A 24,220-nucleotide genomic window follows, 5' to 3' on the forward strand; every position below is an offset into this window, starting at 1 on the left:
AAGCAACATAATCTAGAAACATTTTTTTGTGATTTATTAAAAAATATCTTGACAAGTATTGCCAAAAATCTATATTTCATAATGATATGTTGCTAAACTGGATTCTTCTTGTCTAGGTTTTCTTACATCTGATTTAATATCAGAGAAATCATTTCAAAGTTACTTTCTGAATCTTTCTTAACCCTTGGCAATACCTCTTTGAGTTGAGCGGCTATTTCTTGTCGGCAGTTCCAGGCATTACAGATAGCAGTATAGGTTTTATCAGGGTCAAGAAACTGATCAATTGGGATGAGCAAACCTTTATGAAGAGACTCGGTTCCCAATAGGTTGGTCATAATTCCTTCTGCCTTGATAGAATACCCAACTGCAACAGTGCAGATACCACTGGAGAGTCCGGCAATAGCAGCGTGCATCCGCTCGGCAATCACCATGTCGCAGGCTCCAATCAGCCCTTTGAACTCCGCAGCTGAGTGATCGGCTCCAACCAAGCGAATGCGTGGATCGAAATCAAAGCTTCTGAGCAGGTGTGTTGCAGCAATCCGATCATCATTACTTGCGTAAGTCTCCTGGACATGGGGAATAATCAGAACTTGGGCATTGAGTTCATCAATAATTGTTTTGATTACCTGTTGCCAAGCCTTTATATGTGTTTCGTAATCGCAACCAGAATACTTACTTATCCCCTGACTCACTGCGACAGCAATAACTGGCCGGTCTTTTTTAATGCAGTAAGAACTCAGCATATTAGCTACCTGCTGAGGCGGAGGTGGAGCCAGCAAGAAAGCAGGGTCAGCAGTAAGTTTGACCAAATCTGTCGAAAGACCAAGTTTTTGAATTAAGTATTTGTATGAAATCTCCTCCCGAACCGTAATCAGCTTTGAGCGGCGGGCAACGTTTACAAAAGCCTGGGCTTCTTCATCGGTTTTGAATGGCCCGATGGATTGAGCCAAAAACACTACGGGTAAATTCGCTTCTAATGCTAATTGCAGTGGTTGGAGATGTCTGTGGAGAGAGCCATAATCAGAGCTAAAGACATCGCCGCCAGAAGCAATCACAACTGATGCTTCACGCATTGCTTTCATAGCAGGTGTTTCTTGAGGTTCAACAGTCTTAGAAAATGGGAGCTTGGCACGCCATCGTTGAAGACGACTACGCAAAGAAGAATTAGAAAAAGGGGTAGCTTCAATTAATTTGGTGTCATACTGATGCAGTCGAATTTCATCATAATCAGGCGTTCTTGTCAAAATACTAATTGGGAGATGAGGAGAACGCTGACGCAACTGCTCCACTGTGGGTACAACTAATGCTTCTACTCCGCGATTGCGTAACCCTGTAATCCCTGTAATCAATACGTTCACTGTTCAACTCCTATTAACACTAAATAACTATTTACATCTAATACTTCATATACGCGATGCAAGTAAGTCCCATCCCATTTCTTGAAATCGACGCTTAAGATATTTCTTAATACGTGATAACCCTTTTTTCCATAAGGGTGGTTGGTAAAGAGAATCATAAGTTGTAACAAGAGGCTCCATCATTTTTTTGAAAACATCAAAACTGTTCATTTGTATAGATTTATAGAATGCAATATGACTCTCATTTGCCATTAGCATTCTCAATATATAAATCTTTTTGAGTCTCTCGTTAAGATGCTTAGCCGCTGCTTTAACTCGCTTATTAGGTCGCCACTGCTTTGCTTTATCTTTCAAATATAAACGGTAGGCTAGACCCTCACGCCGATGACGTAAACCACTATCCTGTGATTTAGCTACAGCATCTGCATTAATATAATCTAAATGTAGCCGTCCACCGTTTATCCCATCCTCAATTAGATGTTTGATAACTGGATTACGTACAACAATAACATTAGTTCCCTGGCTATCTTTGACATAATCAGGAAGCCAAGCATCTCCAACTGTGACATCGGCCGTTTCAGCAACTACATCATCGCAATAATCACATGCTTCATATTTAAAGAAGCCATGTCCCCACAGATAACCAAAGAATTCAAAATTTGATTTAGTTATGCTAACTTCCTGATGATTCTGAGATCCTTTAACCTCAACACCATATTTATTAGCATCCTGTCCAGGTATTTTTTTGCGAAAGTCAATAGATTGGAGTTTTCCAGGTGCAATTCCACACTGCCAAGCAAACATTTCCGCAAAGCGAGTGCTTTTCAGATGTCCGCATACAAGACCAACACAGAAATGAATGCGATCGCTAATTACTTGATCTTTTTTTGCCAGCAAACGAACTGCTTTAATAAAGCATGGAACTCCCACTATTGCATATCTTCCTGGTCGGTTCCGTACAATGCTCAGTACTTCTGACATTTCAACTGGATAGTAACGTGACTTTGCACCTGCACGGATTTGCTCAACCGATTCAGAAATTCTAAAACTAAACAGCTTGGAATCAGTTTCTGAGGGTTTTTGCTCATGCACATGAATGACGGCATCAATTAATCCATGATTGAAAAGTTCAGTTATAATCCATGTACCCATTCCCCCAGAACTACCGTATTTACGAAAATTATTTTCTGTAACATATCCAGCATAAGTTGCTAGATGATAACCAATTCGACTATGATGCTGACATTCTTGAGCGAAAAGCTCTTTCCCTATCTCATCTTCATTAGGAGCAGTATCAGAAAAAGGACATACATCTAGTATGGCTAAATTTTCATTTTTTTGTTCATTTGATTGTTCCAGCGATGCACAAAAACGACCGTATCTATCTAATTTTATGGTGATGGGTGAATCGGAAACTGATGCACATGCACCGCAGCCAATACAATACCCACCATCAACTACAGTCTGAAATAGTTTAGAGATATCATTGGGTTGTTCTTCATTGAATGTTGTATTCATACTGAAATTTTTGTAAGTTAGTACTCGGATAAATTCTTAACTTCCACCAAACCCAATCCTTAGAGCTTTATTTTTGTATATCTTTCCTTTTTCGTTTAAAGATGACAGGAATTAAGTCCTTAAAATCCTGAAGTGCCTTCCTTCCTGCCGGAAAAGCCGCAAGTATTAATAAAGTTGTTCCTAGGTTGATGACAAATGCGATAACAATACCAATTAGAGGATGGGGAAAATCAATATACCGACGAACGGCAATCATAACTACAAAGGCGCATAATGAAGCAAAGGTAGAAGGAGCTATTGTGCGGTAAATGTCTTTGGTTCTCACTGAACCAGCACGTCCAACAAACCAAAACAGTATTGGGGTACGAATCAGAAGCCCTGATATAGAATAAGATGCAGCTACTCCGCTTGCGCCCCAAGGTAACCCAGCAATAATCGAAATTATTGATAAAGTACTACCAATTGCGCCCCATTGCACCATATGATTAGTACGATTTTGGGTAATAAAAATCCATCCAGTAGTATTTGCCACAGGTTGAGTAAAAGCTGCAATACCTAAAATAGAAAATATACGACCCACTTCCGCCCATTGATCGCCTAAAAGTAACCACACTAACCAGTCAGATGTGGCAATCATAAAGGCAACGAGTGGTGTTGTGAGCATACTTATTTTTTCCAGAACTCGCAGATATGTCTGTCGATACCGTTCTGGAGAATCTGTCAATCTACTCAAGGTCGGTACAGCTACAGCCGCAATGGGTGAGTTAATTTGATTGAGTGGTAAGAGTAATAACTGGTAAGCTTTGGCATATACACCTAATTGCTGCGCACCCCAAACTCTCCCAATCAGTACGTTATCTAGATTGCGGGAAAAGTAATTCATGATACTGAAACCTGTGAGGTTACGGCCAAAGGCTAGCATGGAGCGAGTATCTGATTTTCGACTAGGAAAACCTGGACGCCAACTACAAACCATCCAAAGTCCCACAGTACCAACCAATCCTGTAACCAAAGGCATAATTACCAAGGCCCAGTAACTCAATCCATACCAAGCAGCAACAATCGCCGCCGCCAAACCAATCCCCATTGAGAGAAGATCGTTAATAACTAGGGCTTTAAAATCCATCTGGCGATTGAGCAACGCAGAGTGTTGAACACCCAAACTGCCAATGATGAACCCAGTTGCTAGTGCTAGACTAATCCAAATTAAACGGGGTTCATGATAAAAAGCTGCAATTACAGGTGCGATCGCCATAGTGACGATCGCGGTCAATACACCTAATCCTACATTAATCCAAAATAGATTACTAACTTGTTGGTGATTAATCTCCTCCTTCTGGACTGTAGCCATTGACAATCCCAAATCCTTAAACAGGAGAACGAACCCAGTAACCGTAGTGACCATACCAATTAAGCCATAATCTTGCGGTGTTAGTAGTCGAGCCAACACTGTATTAGATACCAAATTCAAGCTGAACTTGAAGATTTGGGCAATCATGGTAAATGCACCACCCCTAACAGACCGACTTTTGAGATCGGCCTTGAGATGATCGGTACGGAAGTACTTTATATTCTTGTCGCTAGAAGAAATATTTTTCATGAAACATGGCTAGATGAAAAATTATTGGTGGCTTCCGTTAATCCAGAAACAGCAATATGGCTGGAACACTTTAATTAGGTAGCAGATGGCTTTTAGTTTTCACGACTAAAGGCAGGATATCCAACAGCATGGATTTCCCTGATGCTTAAGAGTAAATGACTATAATAGTGAATGATTCAATCTCCAGTGCTGTCAACTAAGACTTCTGTGGCACGATTGGATGAAAGTATTTGTTTAATTGCCAGCCACATAAAAGGCGGAATTGTTTTCATATAGCGTCCCCACAACCGTCGCGGTTCTTGAATCCAGCGATAAAGCCACTCAAATCCTAATTCTCTCACTAGTCTTGGCGCTCGCTTGTGAATGCCTGCGTACACTGGGAAAACTCCACCAATACCAATCATGACAGCCTGGATTTTCCCTTTATGCTGAGCCATCCATTTTTCTTGCTTGGGACATCCTAGAGATACGAATACCAAACCTGCACCACTAGCATTAATTTTTTGGTTTAAAGCTGTGTCTTCAGCTTCGGTAAGAGGGCGAAATGGTAAAGGTTCCATCGCCGCTATTTTCAGTTTGGGAAATTCTTGCTCTAGTCTTTTCCGCATTCTTGACAGAACTTCTGTGTGCGAACCGAGAAAGTAGACGCTTAAATTTTGTATTTGCGCTAGCTTACATAATTCTTGGAGAATATCCATTCCTGCTACGCGATCTTGGGAACGCGCACCCATTAGCCGCATCATCCACACTAAAGGCATACCATCAGGCGTAACGACATCTGCATTTTTAACTACAGTAGCAAACTCTGGATTCCAATGAGCTTCCATGAGCATGTGGACATTGGCTACGCATACTGTTCTACTTTCGCGGGCGATCGCCCAGTCAACGATCGTTTGCATCTGATCTTTAAATCTTAAGGCAGTAATGGGAAAATCCAGAACTTCTTTTGTAGGCAAAATCGCTATCTCTCCCATAAATTCCTCCTGGTGTCAAAGACAAAAATTATCAACATCAACTAGTACATTTCCAACTGGGAAACAATTAGGTGGTACTATTGCTGTTTTTCTTCCTAAGCTTATGGCATGGTCTGGCACACACACGCGGAGATGCAATAGCTTTATCCGTAAATTCTGGTAACCCTGGTATTTTTAAATATATTACCACCGTATATAAGCTTACACGTTGAACTAAGGATTTTCCCAATACTCCGAACAAACTTTATGGTTACTTCATAATTAGTTTACTTTTGCTTTATGCAAACATTACATTGAGTTTAAATGTAATTCAATTATCGGCTTAGATTAATCACTTTTTAACTATTTGGTCAAATAAGGCTGGGAAGGTAGAGCCATTTGTCTTGAATATATAAATTTGGTCAATTAGAATACCCTATGACAAGGAATAAAAAATCAGGTTAAGTTTTGGTTAATCTAGATTATTGTGGCTGAATATTTTTGATTCGCATTAAGTGTGGTTAGTTATTGATGATTTTTACAGGGTAAAATATACTATCGGCTGTAATTTGTAAGTACAGACAATTAAATTAATTTGATATTAAAATGCAGATAAATATAAAAATTTACTTACTTTTATTTTTTCGTAAATAGTAAATATTAATTTTTAGTCCTGGAAAAACATTTTACTATCCAAACACCTCAAACCCTTCTGCCAGAAGTCTTTTCGCTGTTTGTCAAAAATCAAAAAAATGATTTTTAAGTAGTTTTTAATTGCATAATTAATTATTTAATATACTTCCATAGTGATTTACATCTACCTGAATGAGGATTTACACAAAAGTAATGATAAATTCGATTTTTATTCTTAAATTCAAAATATTTATTTATATAAAGTAGTTATTTGTGATTTTTGTAACTGCCGAGCAGTTCACATATAAGATAAAATTTTTCGCTCTTTGATAAAAATAAAAAAAGAGAAGATTAACTTATCTTCTCCCTTACCATTATTTTTAGTATCGTCTGCTTTTTTCTCTGATTTTAAGCGTTGGCGCAACATTTGCCTTTGTTTTTTTAGTTGTCGTTTTCTGGCTGAACCGCCTTTACCTTTATCGTTTCGCCCTTCTCTACGGGGCGATTCCCATCTTTTTAATCTCATATTTTCACCTTTAATCCTTAATGACTATTATACATCCTTCATATTTAATTAACAAATTTGAACATAACACCTCTAGGAAGATGGCATCTTTATTTAAGTATAAATACGTAAGCATTTGTTGAAAATTATACTTAATAACTTGAACCTGTTAAGAAATAAAGTATAAATCATAACAATGCTAATCCGTGGCAGGCATCAGAAGCACCTCAATAAAACTAATGACACATTCTTCAATCTCTTATGAGTTCCCTGTGCAATATTCCATCTCCTCAACCGTAACTTGAATTTTGCCTAATTTAGTTAATATTGAAGGTTGCAGTTTGAGATTTGGATATGGATGCCTATGTAACTTTCATACAACAGTAGACACGTTTCCTGGCTATAAGTTCCGTGTTTGAAAAAATATTTAGCAACTACTAAAACTGCATCAAGGAATAAAAGTCTATAGCTTTAGACTGTAAAGCTATGTTAGTTGCAGAATGCATATTGCTAGAGTTAGTTGAAAATTTTTTATAGATGATAAATCAGCTTTTTAACAGTGGGCAGGAGGAGAATCGAACTCCTATGACCGCAAGGTCGCCACATTTTGAGTGTGGTGCGTCTACCAGTTTCGCCACCCGCCCTTGGATGCAACTTTCCTATCATAATCTATTCATCTAGTTTCTGGCAAGTACTCTAATAATTATTTAGGGGCATGGGAAGCAATAATTAAAGAAGCATCGATGTCCTGTAGGTTTTGACAGCCGCTCAAGGCCATAGCTAGGCTGAACTCATTTTGTAGCAGTGTGAGAATATGAGATACGCCTGCTTCTCCGGCTACAGCTAGTCCCCATAAAATTGGGCGACCGATGAGTACTGCTTTTGCGCCTAATGCTAGGGCTTTGAGAATATCTGTACCCCGACGAATACCGCCATCAACTAGTACTTCAGCTCGATTATCTACAGTGGTGACAATCTCTGCTAAGGCATCTAAAGATGCGATCGCACTATCTAATTGTCTGCCACCATGATTAGAGACAATAATTGCCTTGACTCCGCAGTCCACTGCACGTATAGCATCATCTCCGCGTAAGATACCTTTTATTACCAAGGGTAGAGGACAAATTGATTGCAACCATGCTAAGTCTTTCCAAGTCAACGCTGGGTTGAGTTGTTTGGCAAAGTAAGTAAATAAGCCAGATTCCCCTTGGGCGTGGGGAATATCTAAGTCTTTGATAGTTGCAATATTGGCAGCCTGTAAACCTAATGGTAAAGAAAATTCGTTACGGCGATCGCGTTCTCTTTGTCCGAGTAAAGGCGCATCTACCGTCAGACATAATGCTTTGTAACCTGCGGCGTAGGCTCTTTCAACTAAGGCGCGAGTTAAACCTCTATCTTTATGTATATACAACTGAAACCATTGCAAAGCGTTGGGAAAATTTTGCCCCACGGCTGCGACTTCTTCAATAGTTTTCGTGGCTAAAGTACTCAAAATCATCGCGACACCTGCGGAAGCGGCGGCTTTGGCTGTGGCGATTTCCCCATCGGGATGGGCTAGACATTGAAAAGCCATCGGTGCGATGAGTAAGGGTAGTGCTAGGGGCTGCCCTAATATAGATGTAGTTAAATTGCGATCGCTTACATCAACTAACATGCGCGGGCGTAATTTCCAGCGCTCAAAAGCGGCGCGGTTATCTCGTAATGTAATTTCATCCCACGCACCGCTACTGTAGTAATCTAGCGCCATTTGTGAGAGGTGCTGTGTTGCTAGCTGTTCGTATTCAAAAAGGTTGATCGGTTGCAAGTGATTTTCGCCTAGATGTGAAATATTTTTAGGATCTCACAAAAAAGGCAGAGGGCAGAGGGCAGGAGGCAGAAGGTAATACAGTTTTACTTTAAGTTTGATACAAATAAGTTGCAGGGGGCAAGGGGAAAGAATTAAATGTATCAAGATTTTCGTGAAATGGTATAAGAATCGGTTTCTGCCTCTGCTAAAGAAGTGTCAATGCAATTAAATTTTTTATCAATCAGGTATCAAAAATTGTCAATAAAATAGTGCATGGATAAGGATGTCGTTCAATCCACTTCCTTCTGCCTTCTGCCTTCTGCCTTCTTCTTTACCAATTCCGCCATCCCCCTTTAGGGGTAATTTCTTGGGATTTCTGCCCGTGATTATGCAATAAATTTTGATATTCTTTACTACTAGCCCAACGGTCAATTTCTCTGGCGCGTAATACGGGTACGGGGTGACTTAATTGGGCAGTGCGGGCGGCTTTGACCATTTCCCCTAGTTCGGTTTTACTAATATCATCGTAGGCGCGGGCTTGGGCTACGAAAGCATCGAGGTTGAGTTGGGGCGCTAAGGTGGGGGAACCGCCAGCCAACTTCATTAAGACTGACATGACGACTTTAGGATTTTGGGTAGCTAGTAAAGCGGCGCGATCGCAGGTAAACTCAGCACAGCGTACCCATTCTAAAAGCTGTGTCTGGATGGCTTGGGCAATTACCGCACCTACATTGGGGACAATGGCGGCGGCTAAGATTAATAAATTTACCGGAGTTAGGTAAACGCTGTGGTCACATTTGAGGTGTCCTAACTCATGGGCAATGACTGCTTGAATTTCCTCTGGTGTCAGCATATCAATTAATGAGGTATGCAATACCACAAATGGTTGCTGACCCCGCATAGCGAAAGTGTAGGCGTTAGGGGCTGGATGTTGCCTAACGTACAACTGGGGAGGCTCGATATCTAATACTTTGCAAGCTTCTACCAACAATTTGTGTAAATCTGGCAGTTGATTTTCACCTACCAGCACGCTAGAAGCAATATTTTCCACATAGAAAATCTGCTCTGCCATTGGCCCGAGCCAATTCCGCACCATCATATCCAAACCTGGTATTTGCTTGAGAGTTTTGGTAGCTTCCAAGTCTAAGGGATGACGAAAGGAGTCAGCTTTTAAACCAATTAGCGGCGTTTTGAATAATGACATGGTGTAACGAGCTTGAAAATAATAGCATTATGGAACGCTGTTAATTAGATAAACAGCCTCCCTAAAGCTAGTATAACGATTTAGTAAGGGTGGGCATTGCCCACCTACCTAACTATGTCGTTATCGATGCAGCAGAGTTGTTAGAGCTGGGGGTCAGTTCTGCATTGGTAGTTGATTCATTGACTCGCAAAATTTTCGCGCCCAATTGCTGCAACTTCAGATCCAGTTGATCGTAGCCGCGATCTAGGTGGTGCAATCCCTGAATTATTGTTGTGCCTTCTGCTGCCAAACCAGCTAAGACTAAAGCTGCGGATGCCCGCAAATCTGTAGCTAATACTGGTGCGCCTGATAACATAGGCACTCCCCTAACAAATGCTGTGTTGCCTTTAACGCGAATATCTGCCCCTAAGCGGTTTAGCTCAGACGCATGACGCAAGCGATTTTCAAACACAGATTCGTTGATTAGGCTGTCACCTTCTGCCAAAGTCAGCAAGGCCATAAACGGCGCTTGCATATCTGTGGGAAAGCCTGGATGGGGTAAAGTGTCGATATCAGTAGCTTTAAGGCTAGTTGCTGGGAGCACCCGTAAGCAATCCGGAGCTTCTTCGATGATCGTCACGCCAATATCACGCAATTTGGCAATTACGGGGATTAAATGATCTGCGCAAACGCTAGAGAGAGTCAGTTCTGAGCGTGTAATTGCGCCGGCGACTAAAAAAGTACCAGCTTCAATGCGATCGGGAATAATGCTGTATTCCACTGAATGCAACTTATTCACGCCCACGATGGTAATTGTACTGGTACCAGCACCTTGAATCTTGGCTCCCATTGCGTTACAGAAATTAGCCAAATCGACTACTTCCGGTTCCCGTGCCGCATTTTCGATGATGGTTTCGCCATCCGCTAAGGTAGCCGCCATCATCAATGTTTCGGTTGCGCCCACACTGGGGGTGTCCAGGTAAATTCTGGCTCCTTTCAATCTGCCATTGCTCCCAGGAACATAGGCATTACAAATACCATGTTCAATTTGGACTTCGGCTCCCATTGCTTGCAGTCCGCGAACATGCAAATCTACTGGTCTAGCACCAATGGCACAACCGCCTGGTAATGGCATCTGAGCTACTCCCAGCCTGGCCAAAATTGGGCCGATCGCAAAAAAGCTCGCCCGCAGTTGGGTAACTAATTCGTAGGGAGCTTTAGATGTAGTAATTTCACGAGCATTGATGTCTAAAGTGTCACCATTTCTGCTTAAATGTACACCCAAAGCTGATAAAACCTGACCCATGCGTTCCACATCCGCCAATAATGGGACATTACGGATGCGGCAATCGCCTGAACATAGCAGGGTTCCAGCCATGATTACCAATGCTGAATTTTTCGCCCCGCTAATTTTTACATGACCTCGCAAAGGATGCCCTCCCCAAATTTGCAAGACTGAGGAGTCTGCTTCAAGCGGGGACTTAGCATCTGGTAAGCTGCTAGAAGGATTAATAAGCCTACCTCCAGAATAAATACGTCAATTTTAAAGGGTTGAAGTTGGTTTTGATTCTACAGTAAAGATTTGATTTGTCTACATTTTGTCCCCGGATTGGGGGTAAATAAAAGCTGGTTTTGGGTAGTTAGTGAATCTTCAAATCTACTCTAGGCAAGGGTTACAAGAATTTTGAAATTATTCAGACCAGACACAAGAGAAATTCTGTCTTTGGCAAAACTCTATACTCGGTAACAGATGGACAAATGACTTGACAAATATTGATAAATGAGTAATAGTTAGAAATTGTCGATTGTAAATAATTGCCAGCGGAACTGGCGGAATTGGCAGACGCGCTAGATTCAGGTTCTAGTGCCGCAAGGCTTCCGGGTTCAAGTCCCGGGTTCCGCATAATTAATTTTGGATTTTAGATTGCCGATTTTGGATTAATCTAAGAACAAGACAGTTGTATCCACGGGAAGCAGGCTCCAGATGCTTCAAGTCTGGCGACCAAATGGAATGGCTACAAAATCTCAAGTCTAAAATCGTGTTGACCAGTTTACAAAATCCCTTAGTCAAGCAAATTCGCAAATTGCACTCCGCGAAGGAGCGACACAAGCAGCAGCTATTTTTATTAGAAGGGACGCATCTGCTGGAAGAAGCTTTTGCCGTCAATTATCCGTTGGTGGCGGTGTGTTGTACGCCAGAATGGCAAGCAGATCATCCTGTACTGTGGGAGGAGGCTTGTAGGCGATGCGATCGCAGTGAAATTGTCAGTCCGGAAGTTCTCGCCGCGATCGCCACGACAGTCCAACCAGATGGTGTAGTCGCCACAGCCAAAAAAAGCGATCGCTCCTCCCCATTACCTGTGACTGGCGTTGTCCTCGCAGTGGAAACTTTGCAAGATCCCGGTAATTTGGGGACGATTATTCGCACTGCGGCGGCGGCTGGAGCCTCAGGATTATGGCTGAGTGGGGATAGTGTAGATTTAGATAACCCAAAAGTTTTACGCGCTTCTGCTGGACAATGGTTTCGTCTAGCAATGGCGGTGACGGAGAATTTAAAACAGACAATTCAAACAAGTCAGCAAGCAGGAATGCAAGTCATCGCCACCTTACCCAGTGCGACTTTAACTTACTGGGAAGTAGACTGGCGCAAACCCAGTTTGATTTTATTAGGAAATGAAGGTGCTGGTTTATCACCAGAAATCGCCGCAATGGCAGATCGACAAGTAAAAATTCCTCTAAGTCCAGGCGTAGAGTCTTTGAATGTGGCGATCGCCGCAGCTTTAATGTTATACGAAGTCCAGCGGCAAAAAATCCATTAATAAGGCAATTATAGTTGACGTTCAGCTAAATATTGCTCAATATCCGCTACTGCATCCTCAAAAGCTTCTATATCAATAGATGCTAAATCTTGTTCTTCTTGAGCTAGTTGGGCATCACTGACACTCCCATCATTAAATCCTGCCTTAGCTTTATCCTCAGGACGCTTGTCTTGTAAAATCTCCTCTAATTCCTCCAAGGCTGCTTGAAACTCTTGAGCAGCGGTTTCGCGTTCTTCTTGTTGGTGTTGCTCCATAATCTTGACCTGGGAATCTGAATTTACTGGCATAATCTTGAGTGGTGTGACTACAGGCTGATATTTTGTATATTTCACATCATTGTCTCGAATATCGGGAATAATTTTCCTTAACTGTATCAAATTTACATAGTTAAGGTAAAAAAGTCTAATATCATCTCCTGAAAAATAATAAATTTGTGCTGATATTGAAGGCTAAACTCAAGACTTTAGGGTTTGTTGAAATTTCTCTAACATTAGGCTGGGAATCGGTCGTGGGCGCATTGTTTTCCCATCCACCCATACCCACAGCGCTTCGGCTGTGACCAACAAATCCTCTTGGTCTTGTTTGCGAATTTCGTATTTTCGGAAAGCACGAGTCCCCCGTATTTCCCGCAGCCAGGTAGTAACTTCTAAAGTGTCACCTGCAACTGCTGGACGCAGATAATCAATTTCTACCCGACGCATCACAAATACACCGCCTGATTCTCGATAGACATCTAAGCCTAAATCTAAATGTTCTGAGTGCTCAATAGCTGCTTGTTCTAGATAATTTTGGTAGACAGCGTTGTTGACATGTCCGAGAGCATCCATCTCGTAGTGTCGAACCCGTAAAAGAGTTTTGAATATTTGCATGGTTGAGATTAATTTGAGATTTTCATTCAAGGGTATTGACAACAAGCTCAACTATTTTATACCCAACTTTTAGCCCAAATAGGCGATCGCTTGTTTATATTTACCTTGGCTTGTCTTCTTGTGCTTTAATTGGCGTACACCAGGGAGTAATTAGTTCAATTTTTGCCTGCTGCATCAATTCTTCAATTTGCAAATAATTGCAACCATAGGTAGATGTTAGCAATTGTTCAGCCTTTTTTTGGACTTCATTAACAGATCCACCAAAAGTCATAATTTCTTCTTCTTGGTTCCCTGTAAGACTCTCAATGGGAATCATACAAACATATTGTGGTTGATTAGATTGGATTTGTTGCACCATTATTGATTTACCTAACTCATAGTTCAGAATTAATCTATATTTAATATATTGATCGTCTAGTTTAAGAGCGATTTTTCAGAAACTTTGTAAATAATGTAGAGATTGGTATATGTCTATGGCACAACTTATTAGTCTATTGATTTTGCATATTTGCGTGACTATAGTACTTTAGGCAGATTTTTAGGCATATTTCTCAAGCATTGACTATTGAGAAATGAGATTTTGGATTTTGGAGTAAAAATGCCTCACTTTAAATTTATTAAATGTGTGGTTTTTTCTAATTAAACTTAATTACAATCGTCCTATATTTAGCATTTATTTTATGAATAAAATAATTCTGACACTGGTTTTATTAGCAACTAATGTGAGTTTAATAAAAACCGCAGAGGCTCAAGATTCTATTCAAAATGAACCGAAAAACTCCAATCAAGTGATTAATGCTTGCATTCAGAATCAAGCAGAGACTTTACCAAATCCCTTTAGCGATGTCCCATCAGATCATTGGGCTTTTAAAGCAGTAATGACTATGCATTATTGCGGAGCATTTCGCAATGCTACACCCCCTGCTTTGTTTCAGCAATTAAAACCCGCTGAAAATCCCCAAACATTGCCGCCAAATCAGCAACAATTTCAACAATAATATAAAATTATGCTAACTAACTTATACCAATTTGTTAAAAGTGGCATAATAATGTTGTGCTCTAATGAATCATTTATTTGCTGCAAACATTATTTCCCTGAGTATTAGATATTAGATTATATAAGTCTAGAGTTAATTAGGTCTATAACTTAAAATTTGGCTCCTAATTTATGCAGATATTGCCACATTTGCTGTGCTTGTATTTCATCTCCTAAAGATTTATAAATTCTGTATGCTTGATAGCAATAGTAAATTGCTTCTTGATATCGGTTTAATTTTTGCAGAGTCGCGCTAAGAGTAAGTGATATTTGCGCTTCTTCAAAATTATTTTTCCTTGCTTGAGCTAGGATAAGGGCAGATTCTAAAAATTGTCTAGATTTAAAGAATTGACCTTCACTGTAATATATAGCACCAATATTAAATAGCAACTGTTGCTGGCTGGGTTTAATTCCCAGATCTTGCACAATTTTTAAAGATTGTTGGTAGTATTCTAAAGCGCGATCGTTTCTTCCTAAATGTTGATATGTAGCACCTATTCTTGCTAACGCTGATGCTTCACCTAATTTATTTTCTGTTTGACGACTAATACTTAAGGATTCTATATTATATTCTATCGCTTGCTGAAGTAAATTTATTTGGCTACATACATCACTTAAACCTTGCAAAATTGCGCTACGAACTCGTTGATTACCAATCTTCGTGGAAATTTCTAAAGCAGTTCGCAAAAAATCCATTGCTTTTTCATACTCACCAATCCCTTTATGTGATTGACCGAGAATGTGAAGACTAATCATTACCAAGTTTTGGTTTTCAATTTCCCTGGCGAGTAATAGTGATTGATTACAAGAAATAATTGCTTTTTGCCACTGCTGTAAATGAAGATAAATTCCGCCAAGATTAGCGAGTGATTCTCCTGTCGCTTGAATATCTTCCATTTCTTGAGCAATGCGGAGAGCTTTTTGTTCATACTCAAGTGCTTGTTGATAATCTCCTAGACATTGGTAAATATTTGCCAATGAGCCTAAAGCGTTTTTCTCGCACATACGCTCATTTATCTCACAACTAATTACCAACTGATTCTGGAAAAATTCAATGGCTGTTGTATATTGTCCGAGATTATAGTGATTCGTTCCTAATCCCCATATAGCTGATATTTGTAATACTCTATTACCTGTATTATAAGTAACGTTTAGTAATTGAGTAAAATATTTAATTGAATCATGATACTGACAGAGTTGAAGATAACAATTGCCTATGTTGTATAGAGCAATTTCCTGCCAATCTACTACATCTATTTGCTGAGATAAAGCAAGTAACAGCTTATAATATTGCAGAGCTTGCGAAAACTCAAATAATTTTTCGTATATTGCGCCTAACTGGCTCAAGCAAGCTAGCTCTTCTTGTTGATTTTGGCTTTGTCTGCTAATGGATAACTTCTCCAGATAGTAACTAAGTTTTCGCTGGAGAATTTGTGTGAGATTTTGTTCATTTTCCTCTATCATGTTAAGTATTATAAAATATAAACTCCTTTAAACATGACTGTATTTAGATGCAGCCAAGATGATTTACAGTAATACCTAGCATTTTCTAGGTATATTGTTATGTATTAATTTAGTAAAGATTTTGCTTTTTTAGGTAAAAGCTAACTTTGATGAATAGAAAATAGGGTATTGTACTTGCTGCATAGGTTATGGGCAAAATATACCAGCTTGTTAAGTTCAAAGCCTAGTGTTGCTTGTAATGATTAGGAAGTAGTCAACGCGCTCTAATATGGAAAACCGGGTAAACAGAACTGTTTTTTAGTTTGAATTTGCTAGCAAATTATTAAAGATTCGATGAAGTTAGTATTGGTGTGCGGAAATTAAAAGTCAAAATTTACTCAAATTTTATTTGTAGCTTTTATATTTTTATGAAGCTTCAGTATATAAGCGTAAATAATGTATAATTTAATCTAGTATAATATAGGGTCTATCATCTTAGCCTAAAGCTAATTTGTGCCTTATTCTAACTTGAAAAAGGGCTTTGGGCATTGGGAGAGATTTTTATATTTGGTTGTGAGATTTTCTCGTAATTAGCTAGCTTGAAAAAGCAGGGGGATTAATGAATTTTTCATCCGTTGTGGTGTACGCAGTTCATGATGGCTACTTATTAGCTTAAAAGTCTTAAGCCTATTTTGTGTAGATCTACATTGTTGTTAAATTTAGTAGCGCATCTTAATACAATACAAAAACATTAAATATTCTCAAAGATTATCATAACCATGACACCAGCAGACCTCAAAGGTTACCTCGATAACCTGTTGAGCAAAAATATATCTCTCAGTACGATGATTTGGGGCCCGCCAGGAATCGGTAAATCTAGTATTGTTGCTCAAATTGCGCGCAAATATCAAATCGATTTTGTGGATGTGCGTCTGTCTCAACTTGCGCCCACTGATTTGCGGGGTTTACCTGTAGCTGAAAACGGTATTTCTAAATGGTATCCACCGGAATTTTTACCCCGTGATGGTAAGGGTATCCTGTTTCTCGATGAACTAAATATGGCTCCCCCAGCGATGCAAGGTGTAGCCCAACAATTAATTCTTGACCGTCGCGTCGGCTCATACGTAGTTCCAGAAGGTTGGTTTGTCTGGGCGGCTGGGAACCGTAAAGAAGACCGTGCAGCAGTGTTTGATATGCCTTCCCCCCTAGCTAACCGCTTTTTACACCTGCAAGTAGAAGCTGATTTTAATAGTTTCAAAGCATACGCTTTATCTACGGAAGTTCACGAGCAAATTATTGCCTTTCTCTCCTTTCGTCCCACCTTGTTACACAAACTCGACCCCCAGCAGCCATCCTGGCCTTCACCTCGTTCTTGGGTAATGGCGAGTCAATTACACACAGCCGGATTGGATATTACCCCGGCTGTTGGGGTAGGAACGACTGCTGAATTCAATGCTTTTATTAAGCTTTATCAGAACTTACCCGATTTAACTGACATTTTCTTAGGTAAAGGCGAGCGAATTAAATTTCCGACGGAACCATCGGTTCGTTACGCGACAACCATAGGTTTAGCCATTCGCGCCGAATCAGCAAACCAAGCACATAACGCCTTTAATTGGATATCCCAAGCAGCCGCAATGGAATGGGTGCAGTTATTTGCGACAGATTTATTTCGCAGTATGCGCAGTAAAAAGCAAATAGGTGCATTAGTACAGTTAGTACAAAAAGATCCTAAACTTCAGAAATTTATGCAAGAATTTCAGGAATTAATGGGTTTTTAGGGAAAAGGCAGAAGTTAGAGAAAGGAGATGACTGTTGATTGTTGATTGTTGATTGTTGACCAATGACTAATGACCATTTAAACACACTTATCAGTGCTTCGATGCTGCGGTTGCGGATGAAATCTCCGTTTTTTGCAACTTTGGCTTTGTTTGCACAAGTGTTAATTACGCAAAGTTTTCCCACTGCGGCGACGGATGGGGAGGATATTTTTATTAATCCAGATTTTTTGCGATCGCTCTCTTCTTCACAACTTGATGGCTTATTATTACACGAAGTCTTACACGCCGCACTGTTGCATGTTACCCGGCGTGGCGCACGAGAACGCAATTTATGGAATGTAGCGGCTGATATTGTGGTTAATGGGATGATTGCGCAACAGCAAAGTTTTGAACTCCCGGCGGGTGGTGTGCGCAACCAACAGCTAGAGCATTTAAGTGTGGAAGAAATTTATGAAATTTTGTTGAAAGAGCGGAAAATTTGTCCAAAATGCCAACCTGATTTAATATACGAGCCAATAGGCGGGAAATCTGATGGTAGTTTAGATGCAACGCGCCAGAAAGCTTTAGAAACCCATTGGCGTAATGCGATGCAACAGGCGATCGCAGTTGCCCACAGCTGCAATAATCAAGGTAGTATTCCCGCAGGAATTCAGCGAGAACTTACAGCCCTCACAGAAGGGCAATTAGATTGGCGTTCTTATCTCTGGCGCTACTTAGTACGAACGCCTACAGATTTTACAGGCTTTGACCGTCGCTTTATCAGCCAGCGACTTTACCTAGAATCACTCGAAGGCGAAAGCGTCAAGGTATTTGTGGCAGTTGACACCAGTGGTTCGGTAGGCGAAGCAGAACTGCGGCTATTTTTCAGCGAAGTTGTGGGAATTCTCAATTCTTACCCCCATCTTCAATGTCAACTTTATTACGCTGATGCCGAAGCTTACAGCCCTTACGAACTTACTAAAAATAGTCCCCTTCCCAAACCAGTAGGCGGTGGCGGTACATCTTTCGTTCCTTTCTTCGATACAGTTAACAAACAGAGTGATTGGTACAGTAATGGTGTTTGTGTATACCTTACAGATGGCTATGGTACATTCCCTCAACAACCGCCAAACCTCCCCGTATTGTGGGTAGTTACTCCTGGTGGGCTAGACTTAAATCAATTCCCCTTTGGTGAAGCTGTTAGGCTGTTTTCAAATAGTCAATAGTCAATGGTCAGTTGTAAATCTTATCCCCCTGCCTCGTTAGCCGGGCAAAGCCGAGGCGCTGCCTTCTTAAATTAATCTCCCTATGTCAGATATTCCTCATTCTTTAACTCAAACTGAAATGCTGTCCCTACTACAAAAAGGTGTAGATTTTTGGAATGAATGGAGAGCAGAGAATTTAAAATTATTAGAGTATATATCCGAAGTAGAATTCAGTGAATATTTAGCGTTAAATTTAAGTGAAGTTAACCTCAGTAGAGCTAACTTAAAAAAATTCAATTTTCGCCAAGTTGATTTAAGTTGGACAGATTTAAGCGCTGCTGATTTGAGTGGAGCTAAACTCTACAAAGCTAACCTTAGCGGCGCAAATTTGAGTGGGGCAAATTTGAGTGGGGCAAATCTTAATGGGGCTAACTTAACTGCGGCGATTTTACAAGGAGCAAATCTTCACGGTACCAACCTCAGCCGCACTGATTTAAGTGAATTTGATTTTAGTCAAGCTACCCTGCATAAAGTAAATTTTTTTAAAGCAAATCTGAGCAAAGCTAGCTTTAGAAAAGCGAATCTCAGTAAATGTAAATTTACAGGCGCAAATTTAGAAGCAGCAGATTTCCGCGAAGCTAATATGATTGGTGTCAAACTAGGCGAAGCTAAATTAGTTAGAGCAAATTTGAGTGAATTAAATTTAGCTGGATTGAACTTGAGTAGAGCAGATTTAAAAGCAGCTAATCTCAGTAAAACTAATTTGACAGCAGCAAATTTGAGTGGTGCGAAATTAGATGAAACCAAAGTTAGTGGTGCAAAATTTCACAAAGCGAATTTGTGTAATATTATTCTTGTCACACCTGACCTACATGAAGCTGATTTAAGCGGAGCTAATTGGAAAAACTCTCAGCTTTGGGGATTTAATTTTAGTGGATTTAATCTTAATAGTATTAACTTCAGTGGTTCACATCTTAGACAAGCAAATTTCTACAAAGCCAATCTCATTGGCGCTGATTTCCGCAATGTAAACTTAGTAGGTGCAAATTTTCAAGAAGCAAACCTTTTAGGCGCTGACTTCAGCCAAGCCTATCTATATGATGCCAATTTCTCAGGTGCAAATATTTTAGGTGCTGACTTCAGTAGTGCTAAATTAACAGGTGCGATTATGCCTAACGGGACAAAGTATAAATAAATTAGAGAATTGTTGATGGTTGACGGTTGACGGTTGATGGTTGATGGTTGATGGTTGACTGTTGACTGTTGCCCAATGCCCAATGCCCAATGCCCAATACCCAATACCCAATGCCCAATGCCCAATACCCAATACCCAATGCCCAATGCCCAATACCCAATACCCAATGCCCAATGCCCAAACAACAACGTTGCATTGTCTGCAAAGCAACTTTTGTACAAGAACATAATTTTTACACTGGCATTTGTAATAATTGCGGAAATCTTAACTACAGCAAACGTCAGCAAAGTTCTGATTTGCAGGGGATGACGGCTGTTGTCACTGGAGCTAGGGTGAAAATTGGCTATGCTGTAGCGTTGAGATTGTTACGAGATGGTGCTGCTGTCATAGTCACAACGCGCTTTCCTCATGATGCGGCAAAACGATACGCTGCTGAACCAGATGTTCAAACATGGCGAAATCGCTTACAAATTTATGGGCTAGATTTGCGACATCTCCATAGTGTTGAGCAGTTTACCCAACATATCCTCAAATTCTATCCCCGACTCGATATTATTATTAACAACGCCGCGCAAACAGTACGCCGTCCACCTGCTTTTTATCAGCATTTAATTGAGTTTGAATCATTACCTGTGCAAAATTTACCGCCAGAATTGCAAGGTTTACTGAGTCAGACTCATATTTTAAGCGCCGGCAACTCTGATAATTTCCTGCCAACCTTAGCTTCTCCAGAAATACCACCAGAAAACTCAGCATTTCTCTCCCAAATTCCCCTAATTCCTGAGGATAAGTTAGATAATTCTGCTTTATTCCCACCAGGAATGTATGGCGATGACGGACAACAGCTTGACTTGCGTCAATTTAATAGCTGGCTGATGAAAGATGATGAAGTCAGTATTTGGGAATTATTGGAAGTGCATATCATTAATGCGATCGCACCTTTTGTAATTAATAGCAGACTCAAGCCGTTAATGAGCAACCAAAAAGAAACTGCCAAATACATCATCAACGTTTCCTCAATGGAAGGGCGATTTAACGACGTTGACAAACCTTGGCGACATCCCCACACCAACATGGCAAAAGCTGCACTCAACCAAATGACTCGTACCTGTGCCAAAGAATATGCCAAACACCGAATTTTTATGAATGCTGTAGACCCCGGCTGGATTAGCTTTCAACATCCTTATCACCAAGGCAAATCCATGCAAGAACGCGGCGTGCATCCCCCTTTTGATATTGTTGATGCAGCTGCGCGAATTTGCGACCTCATTTATTTGGGTATTAATGAAGGAAAGACCCCTTTTGGTAAATTCTTTAAAGATTACACAGAAATAGACTGGTAGAAAAATGAGAACAAGGAGAATCAGGACGAAAAATTTTCAATGCCCCATGCCCCATACCCCATCGTCGTTGCTATTTTTTTTAAAATGCGATATTACTTGATATAAGTCCGGGTAATTACTATTATTAATCTCCCCGCGTCCTCGCTTCCCCGCCGCCCCTAATCCCCAATCTGTGCGGTTCCGAGTTCCCCGCGTCATCCCTAATAGTAGGTTTTTAACCGGACACAATAATTAACTATAACTATAATTAACTAAGTAAATAACTAGGCAGTGTGGCTTAGTGGTAGAGCGCCTACTCTTCAAGTAGGAGACGACCGTTTGATTCGGTTCACTGCCACCAGCAACGTAGTTCAAGCAGTAGAATTCCTTGGAGTAAACCAGGAGATACGGGTGCGAATCCCGTCGTTGCTATTGCTGAGAGAATAATATATTAATTAACCCGGCAGTGTAGCTTAGTGGTAAAGCGCCTACCCTCTCAAGGTAGGAGGATAACCGTTTGATTCGGTTCACTGCCACCAGCAACGTAGTTCAAGCAGTAGAATTCCTTGGAGTAAACCAGGAGATGCGGGTGCGAATCCCGTCGTTGCTATCGAGAATGTATGATTTCATGGAAGTCGGCGGGAAACTCCACCCACAAGGGGGTGGAGTTTTTCATCTACTGCTATGCTTTCGTAGCCTGTGCTGGTGGCAAATTTAAATCCTTTGCCAAGCCAACTGTTTTTAAACACCAAATCGCCCACCAAGTAATATCAATTTCCCACCAACGCCAACCACACCTGGCTACATGGGGATAAGCATGGTGATTGTTGTGCCAGCCTTCGCCGTAGGTTAGTAAAGCTGCCCACCAGAGATTGCGGGAGTTATCGTTAATTTCAAAGGTGCGGTATCCCCACATATGAGTGACTGAGTTAATCAGCCAGGTTGTATGCCAAAGAATCACGGCTCTGACAAATACACCATACACGACAAATGACCAACCGCCCAAAGCATACAGCAACAATGCAACGGGAATTTGCAGAAAAAGAAAGTTAGTATTTAGCCAGCGATAAAAGGGATCTCGCACTAAGTCGGGAGCATATCGCTGGTAGTAGTCATAATTAAAGAACTCTGCACGGGGATAAAAAATCCACAGCATGTGACTCCACCAGAAACCTTTGCGGGCGGAGTAAGGATCTTTATTTTCGTCTTCGGTATGTGCGTGGTGCAAACGATGTCCAGCCGCCCAAAAGATAGGCCCGCCTTGTAATGATAAAGCACCCAGAATAGCGATCGCATATTCTAAAAATCGCGGCACTTTAAAACTCCGATGGCTGAGGAGTCGGTGATAGCCTAAGCAAACACCAATGCTGCCAAACAGCCAATGCAATAACAGCATAATCCCTACAGCCGACCAAGAAAAAAACCAGGGAGCCAATAATGCCAATCCATGAATAGCCCCAAAAAATAGCACCGTTAGCCAATCCAGACGCAAAGGCTCGTCCTTTTCTGGCAAATTTTGTAATTTTAATCTCACAAATACATCCTCACACAGAATATGCAGGGGGCAGGGAGCAGGGAGCAGGGGGAAAGAAATGAAAATTGTAGAGACGCGATGAATCGCGTCTGCCCAATGCCCTATACCCAATCTTGCGGTTGCAGGAAAACTTCAGTTAGTTGTGCTTCTGGTGTGCCGGGTTCTGGCTGGTAGCAGTATTCCCAGCGTGTTAGCGGTGGTAGGGACATCAATATAGATTCGGCTCTACCATCGGTTTGCAATCCGAATACTGTTCCTCTGTCGTACACTAGGTTAAATTCTACGTAACGACCGCGACGGTATAGTTGAAATTGGCGCTGGCGATCGCTATATTCAGTTTCTTGGCGTCGGTTTACAATTGGCAAGTAAGCAGGTAAAAATGCTTTACCACAACTCTGCACAAAGGCAAATAAATCTTCCCAATTACGTGTAACTTTTCCTACTTGCTGGCTGTAAACTGCTGCTGGTGTATCCGTCTGGGAAGATACATACAGCGTTCCACTGGCATATTGATAGTCAAAAAAGATACCGCCTATACCTCTTTGTTCTTGGCGATGGCGTAAGTAGAAGTATTCATCACACCAGCGTTTGAAGGTTGGGTAATACTCTGGATGGTGAGCATCGCAAGCAGATTTAAATGTTTGGTGAAAATGAATCGCATCCTCTGCGTAGGGATAGTAAGGTGTTAAATCTGCGCCACCACCAAACCACCAAATGGGGCCTGCTTCAAAGTAGCGATAGTTAAGGTGTACCGTTGGTACGTAGGGATTACGAGGATGTAGCACCATTGAGGTTCCAGTAGCAAAAAACTGATGTCCGGCTGCTTCTGGGCGCTGAGTCAAAATTGAGGGCGGTAAAGTATCACCCCAAACTTCCGAAAAGTTGACGCCACCTTGTTCAAACACTCGCCCTTCGCGAATCACACGAGTCCGTCCTTCACCACCAGCTTTGCGTTCCCAATGATCCTCACGAAATTTGGCTTCACCATCCAGCTGTTCTAAGGCGCTGCAAATTTCATCCTGGATGTTCTGCATAAACTGCTTCACCCGTTGGCGTGAATCTGCGGGTGGTATATTCCCTGAATTTACGGGAGGTGTGAGCAATGCTGTGTGATTGATGTTTTCTTGAGAACGATTGTCTGAATTACGACCCATACTGAATATCTCTTAAACTCTTAGTAAGCGCGATTACTTTCTTGAATAACTTTATAGTTATTGAGTGTTTTAAGTACGGGTAATTTTCAAAACTTAACAAATCAGCAATGGTGGCTTCTCCTAAGGCGCGAGTCATCACTTCTAGGATCTCTAGCTTGAAAATGGGCATGGGGCATTGGGCATTGGGCATGGGAAAAACAGATTTTCACGCTTGGTTGTGCCAAAACCTGGCGTGAATGGCTAACTTGAAAATAGGGTTTAGAGGCTAGGGGCTAGGGGCTAGGGAAGAGATATTTTCATGCTCTCGTTGTGTTAAAAATCACATGACCGTCTAACTTCAACACGTC

At 41.0% G+C, this 24,220-nt stretch carries 21 protein-coding genes and 5 tRNA genes; 10 read left to right on the plus strand and 16 right to left on the minus strand.

The window, feature by feature from the left end:
- Positions 1-122: 122 nt before the first annotated feature.
- The 9 genes from H6G41_RS14455 to murA all read right to left on the minus strand — a co-directional run bounded on the left by H6G41_RS14455 (position 123) and on the right by murA (position 11,049).
- Positions 123-1,358, minus strand: a complete 1,236-nt coding sequence (locus tag H6G41_RS14455) for a polysaccharide pyruvyl transferase family protein (protein WP_190746882.1) — start codon at positions 1,356-1,358, stop codon at positions 123-125.
- A gap of 45 nt (positions 1,359-1,403) precedes the next feature.
- Positions 1,404-2,876: a Coenzyme F420 hydrogenase/dehydrogenase, beta subunit C-terminal domain gene (locus H6G41_RS14460; RefSeq protein WP_190746883.1), complete on the minus strand. Its 1,473-nt coding sequence runs from the start codon at positions 2,874-2,876 to the stop codon at positions 1,404-1,406.
- A gap of 67 nt (positions 2,877-2,943) precedes the next feature.
- The gene (locus H6G41_RS14465; RefSeq protein ID WP_190746884.1) at positions 2,944-4,476 is read right to left on the minus strand and encodes a lipopolysaccharide biosynthesis protein; all 1,533 of its coding nucleotides are present in this window, start codon (positions 4,474-4,476) and stop codon (positions 2,944-2,946) included.
- 176 nt (positions 4,477-4,652) lie between these two features.
- Positions 4,653-5,450, minus strand: coding sequence for a WecB/TagA/CpsF family glycosyltransferase (locus H6G41_RS14470; RefSeq protein ID WP_190746885.1), 798 nt, complete (start codon positions 5,448-5,450; stop codon positions 4,653-4,655).
- Positions 5,451-6,360: 910 nt separating this feature from the next.
- On the minus strand, positions 6,361-6,588 hold the full coding sequence (locus H6G41_RS14475) for a hypothetical protein (protein WP_190746886.1): 228 nt from the start codon (positions 6,586-6,588) through the stop codon (positions 6,361-6,363).
- A gap of 539 nt (positions 6,589-7,127) precedes the next feature.
- A tRNA-Leu gene (locus H6G41_RS14480) sits at positions 7,128-7,211 on the minus strand.
- Between the two features lie 59 nt (positions 7,212-7,270).
- Entirely contained in the window at positions 7,271-8,371 is a 1,101-nt protein-coding gene (locus tag H6G41_RS14485) for an alpha-hydroxy acid oxidase (protein WP_199316172.1), read from the minus strand.
- Between the two features lie 313 nt (positions 8,372-8,684).
- Positions 8,685-9,557 (minus strand): M48 family metallopeptidase, encoded by an 873-nt coding sequence (locus H6G41_RS14490; protein ID WP_190746887.1) that lies wholly within the window; start codon positions 9,555-9,557, stop codon positions 8,685-8,687.
- 112 nt (positions 9,558-9,669) lie between these two features.
- Positions 9,670-11,049, minus strand: a complete 1,380-nt coding sequence (gene murA, locus H6G41_RS14495; protein ID WP_190746959.1) for a UDP-N-acetylglucosamine 1-carboxyvinyltransferase — start codon at positions 11,047-11,049, stop codon at positions 9,670-9,672.
- 308 nt (positions 11,050-11,357) lie between these two features.
- Here murA and H6G41_RS14500 point away from each other — a divergent pair.
- Together H6G41_RS14500 and H6G41_RS14505 are read left to right on the plus strand one after the other, a co-directional pair.
- A tRNA-Leu gene (locus H6G41_RS14500) sits at positions 11,358-11,439 on the plus strand.
- A gap of 136 nt (positions 11,440-11,575) precedes the next feature.
- The gene (locus H6G41_RS14505; protein WP_190746888.1) at positions 11,576-12,355 is read left to right on the plus strand and encodes an RNA methyltransferase; all 780 of its coding nucleotides are present in this window, start codon (positions 11,576-11,578) and stop codon (positions 12,353-12,355) included.
- A gap of 8 nt (positions 12,356-12,363) precedes the next feature.
- On the opposite strand, the gene H6G41_RS14510 is transcribed toward H6G41_RS14505, so the two are convergent.
- From H6G41_RS14510 to H6G41_RS14520, 3 genes are all read right to left on the minus strand, one after another.
- The gene (locus H6G41_RS14510; RefSeq protein WP_308796214.1) at positions 12,364-12,687 is read right to left on the minus strand and encodes a hypothetical protein; all 324 of its coding nucleotides are present in this window, start codon (positions 12,685-12,687) and stop codon (positions 12,364-12,366) included.
- Between the two features lie 123 nt (positions 12,688-12,810).
- Complete coding sequence (locus tag H6G41_RS14515) at positions 12,811-13,224, minus strand: thioesterase family protein (RefSeq protein ID WP_190746889.1); 414 nt, start codon at positions 13,222-13,224, stop codon at positions 12,811-12,813.
- 100 nt (positions 13,225-13,324) lie between these two features.
- Positions 13,325-13,582 (minus strand): hypothetical protein, encoded by a 258-nt coding sequence (locus H6G41_RS14520; protein ID WP_190746890.1) that lies wholly within the window; start codon positions 13,580-13,582, stop codon positions 13,325-13,327.
- Positions 13,583-13,904: 322 nt separating this feature from the next.
- Between H6G41_RS14520 and H6G41_RS14525 the strand changes: the two genes are divergently transcribed.
- Positions 13,905-14,222, plus strand: coding sequence for an S-layer protein (locus H6G41_RS14525; RefSeq protein ID WP_190746891.1), 318 nt, complete (start codon positions 13,905-13,907; stop codon positions 14,220-14,222).
- Between the two features lie 149 nt (positions 14,223-14,371).
- On the opposite strand, the gene H6G41_RS14530 is transcribed toward H6G41_RS14525, so the two are convergent.
- Positions 14,372-15,724, minus strand: a complete 1,353-nt coding sequence (locus H6G41_RS14530) for a tetratricopeptide repeat protein (RefSeq protein ID WP_190746892.1) — start codon at positions 15,722-15,724, stop codon at positions 14,372-14,374.
- A 758-nt stretch (positions 15,725-16,482) separates the two neighbouring features.
- Between H6G41_RS14530 and H6G41_RS14535 the strand changes: the two genes are divergently transcribed.
- From H6G41_RS14535 to H6G41_RS14565, 7 genes are all read left to right on the plus strand, one after another.
- Positions 16,483-17,484, plus strand: coding sequence for an AAA family ATPase (locus tag H6G41_RS14535; protein WP_190746893.1), 1,002 nt, complete (start codon positions 16,483-16,485; stop codon positions 17,482-17,484).
- A gap of 62 nt (positions 17,485-17,546) precedes the next feature.
- Entirely contained in the window at positions 17,547-18,689 is a 1,143-nt protein-coding gene (locus tag H6G41_RS14540; protein WP_190746894.1) for a VWA-like domain-containing protein, read from the plus strand.
- A gap of 82 nt (positions 18,690-18,771) precedes the next feature.
- Positions 18,772-19,863, plus strand: a complete 1,092-nt coding sequence (locus tag H6G41_RS14545; protein ID WP_190746895.1) for a pentapeptide repeat-containing protein — start codon at positions 18,772-18,774, stop codon at positions 19,861-19,863.
- A gap of 89 nt (positions 19,864-19,952) precedes the next feature.
- Positions 19,953-21,206, plus strand: coding sequence for an SDR family NAD(P)-dependent oxidoreductase (locus H6G41_RS14550; protein WP_242037931.1), 1,254 nt, complete (start codon positions 19,953-19,955; stop codon positions 21,204-21,206).
- 266 nt (positions 21,207-21,472) lie between these two features.
- Positions 21,473-21,546: transfer RNA gene (locus H6G41_RS14555), tRNA-Glu, on the plus strand.
- Positions 21,547-21,647: 101 nt separating this feature from the next.
- Positions 21,648-21,724 (plus strand) — tRNA-Glu (locus H6G41_RS14560).
- Positions 21,724-21,795 (plus strand) — tRNA-Tyr (locus H6G41_RS14565). The genes H6G41_RS14560 and H6G41_RS14565 overlap by 1 nt, the downstream gene beginning before the upstream one ends.
- A 72-nt stretch (positions 21,796-21,867) precedes the next feature.
- Here the strand turns inward: H6G41_RS14565 and H6G41_RS14570 are convergent.
- The 3 genes from H6G41_RS14570 to H6G41_RS14580 form a co-directional block, all read right to left on the minus strand.
- Positions 21,868-22,719, minus strand: coding sequence for a fatty acid desaturase (locus H6G41_RS14570; RefSeq protein ID WP_308796215.1), 852 nt, complete (start codon positions 22,717-22,719; stop codon positions 21,868-21,870).
- A gap of 101 nt (positions 22,720-22,820) precedes the next feature.
- Entirely contained in the window at positions 22,821-23,873 is a 1,053-nt protein-coding gene (gene hemF / locus H6G41_RS14575; protein WP_190746896.1) for an oxygen-dependent coproporphyrinogen oxidase, read from the minus strand.
- The gene (locus H6G41_RS14580) at positions 23,863-24,042 is read right to left on the minus strand and encodes a hypothetical protein (RefSeq protein ID WP_190746897.1); all 180 of its coding nucleotides are present in this window, start codon (positions 24,040-24,042) and stop codon (positions 23,863-23,865) included. The genes hemF and H6G41_RS14580 overlap by 11 nt, the downstream gene beginning before the upstream one ends.
- Positions 24,043-24,220 lie beyond the last annotated feature (178 nt).

Origin of the sequence: Tolypothrix sp. FACHB-123 (assembly GCF_014697075.1) — a bacterium.
In the GTDB taxonomy this organism is placed as follows: domain Bacteria; phylum Cyanobacteriota; class Cyanobacteriia; order Cyanobacteriales; family Nostocaceae; genus Aulosira.

What these genes read in the sequence shown, in the direction of transcription:
- H6G41_RS14460 (WP_190746883.1), bottom strand. Translation starts at nt 2,876, where the DNA reads ATGAATACAACATTCAATGAAGAACAACCCAATGATATCTCTAAACTA.
- H6G41_RS14465 (WP_190746884.1), bottom strand. Translation starts at nt 4,476, where the DNA reads ATGAAAAATATTTCTTCTAGCGACAAGAATATAAAGTACTTCCGTACC.
- H6G41_RS14470 (WP_190746885.1), bottom strand. Translation starts at nt 5,450, where the DNA reads ATGGGAGAGATAGCGATTTTGCCTACAAAAGAAGTTCTGGATTTTCCC.
- H6G41_RS14475 (WP_190746886.1), bottom strand. Translation starts at nt 6,588, where the DNA reads ATGAGATTAAAAAGATGGGAATCGCCCCGTAGAGAAGGGCGAAACGAT.
- H6G41_RS14490 (WP_190746887.1), bottom strand. Translation starts at nt 9,557, where the DNA reads ATGTCATTATTCAAAACGCCGCTAATTGGTTTAAAAGCTGACTCCTTT.
- H6G41_RS14515 (WP_190746889.1), bottom strand. Translation starts at nt 13,224, where the DNA reads ATGCAAATATTCAAAACTCTTTTACGGGTTCGACACTACGAGATGGAT.
- H6G41_RS14520 (WP_190746890.1), bottom strand. Translation starts at nt 13,582, where the DNA reads ATGGTGCAACAAATCCAATCTAATCAACCACAATATGTTTGTATGATT.
- H6G41_RS14525 (WP_190746891.1), top strand. Translation starts at nt 13,905, where the DNA reads ATGAATAAAATAATTCTGACACTGGTTTTATTAGCAACTAATGTGAGT.
- H6G41_RS14530 (WP_190746892.1), bottom strand. Translation starts at nt 15,724, where the DNA reads ATGATAGAGGAAAATGAACAAAATCTCACACAAATTCTCCAGCGAAAA.
- H6G41_RS14535 (WP_190746893.1), top strand. Translation starts at nt 16,483, where the DNA reads ATGACACCAGCAGACCTCAAAGGTTACCTCGATAACCTGTTGAGCAAA.
- H6G41_RS14540 (WP_190746894.1), top strand. Translation starts at nt 17,547, where the DNA reads ATGACTAATGACCATTTAAACACACTTATCAGTGCTTCGATGCTGCGG.
- H6G41_RS14545 (WP_190746895.1), top strand. Translation starts at nt 18,772, where the DNA reads ATGTCAGATATTCCTCATTCTTTAACTCAAACTGAAATGCTGTCCCTA.
- H6G41_RS14550 (WP_242037931.1), top strand. Translation starts at nt 19,953, where the DNA reads ATGCCCAATACCCAATACCCAATGCCCAATGCCCAATACCCAATACCC.
- hemF (WP_190746896.1), bottom strand. Translation starts at nt 23,873, where the DNA reads ATGGGTCGTAATTCAGACAATCGTTCTCAAGAAAACATCAATCACACA.
- H6G41_RS14580 (WP_190746897.1), bottom strand. Translation starts at nt 24,042, where the DNA reads ATGCCCATTTTCAAGCTAGAGATCCTAGAAGTGATGACTCGCGCCTTA.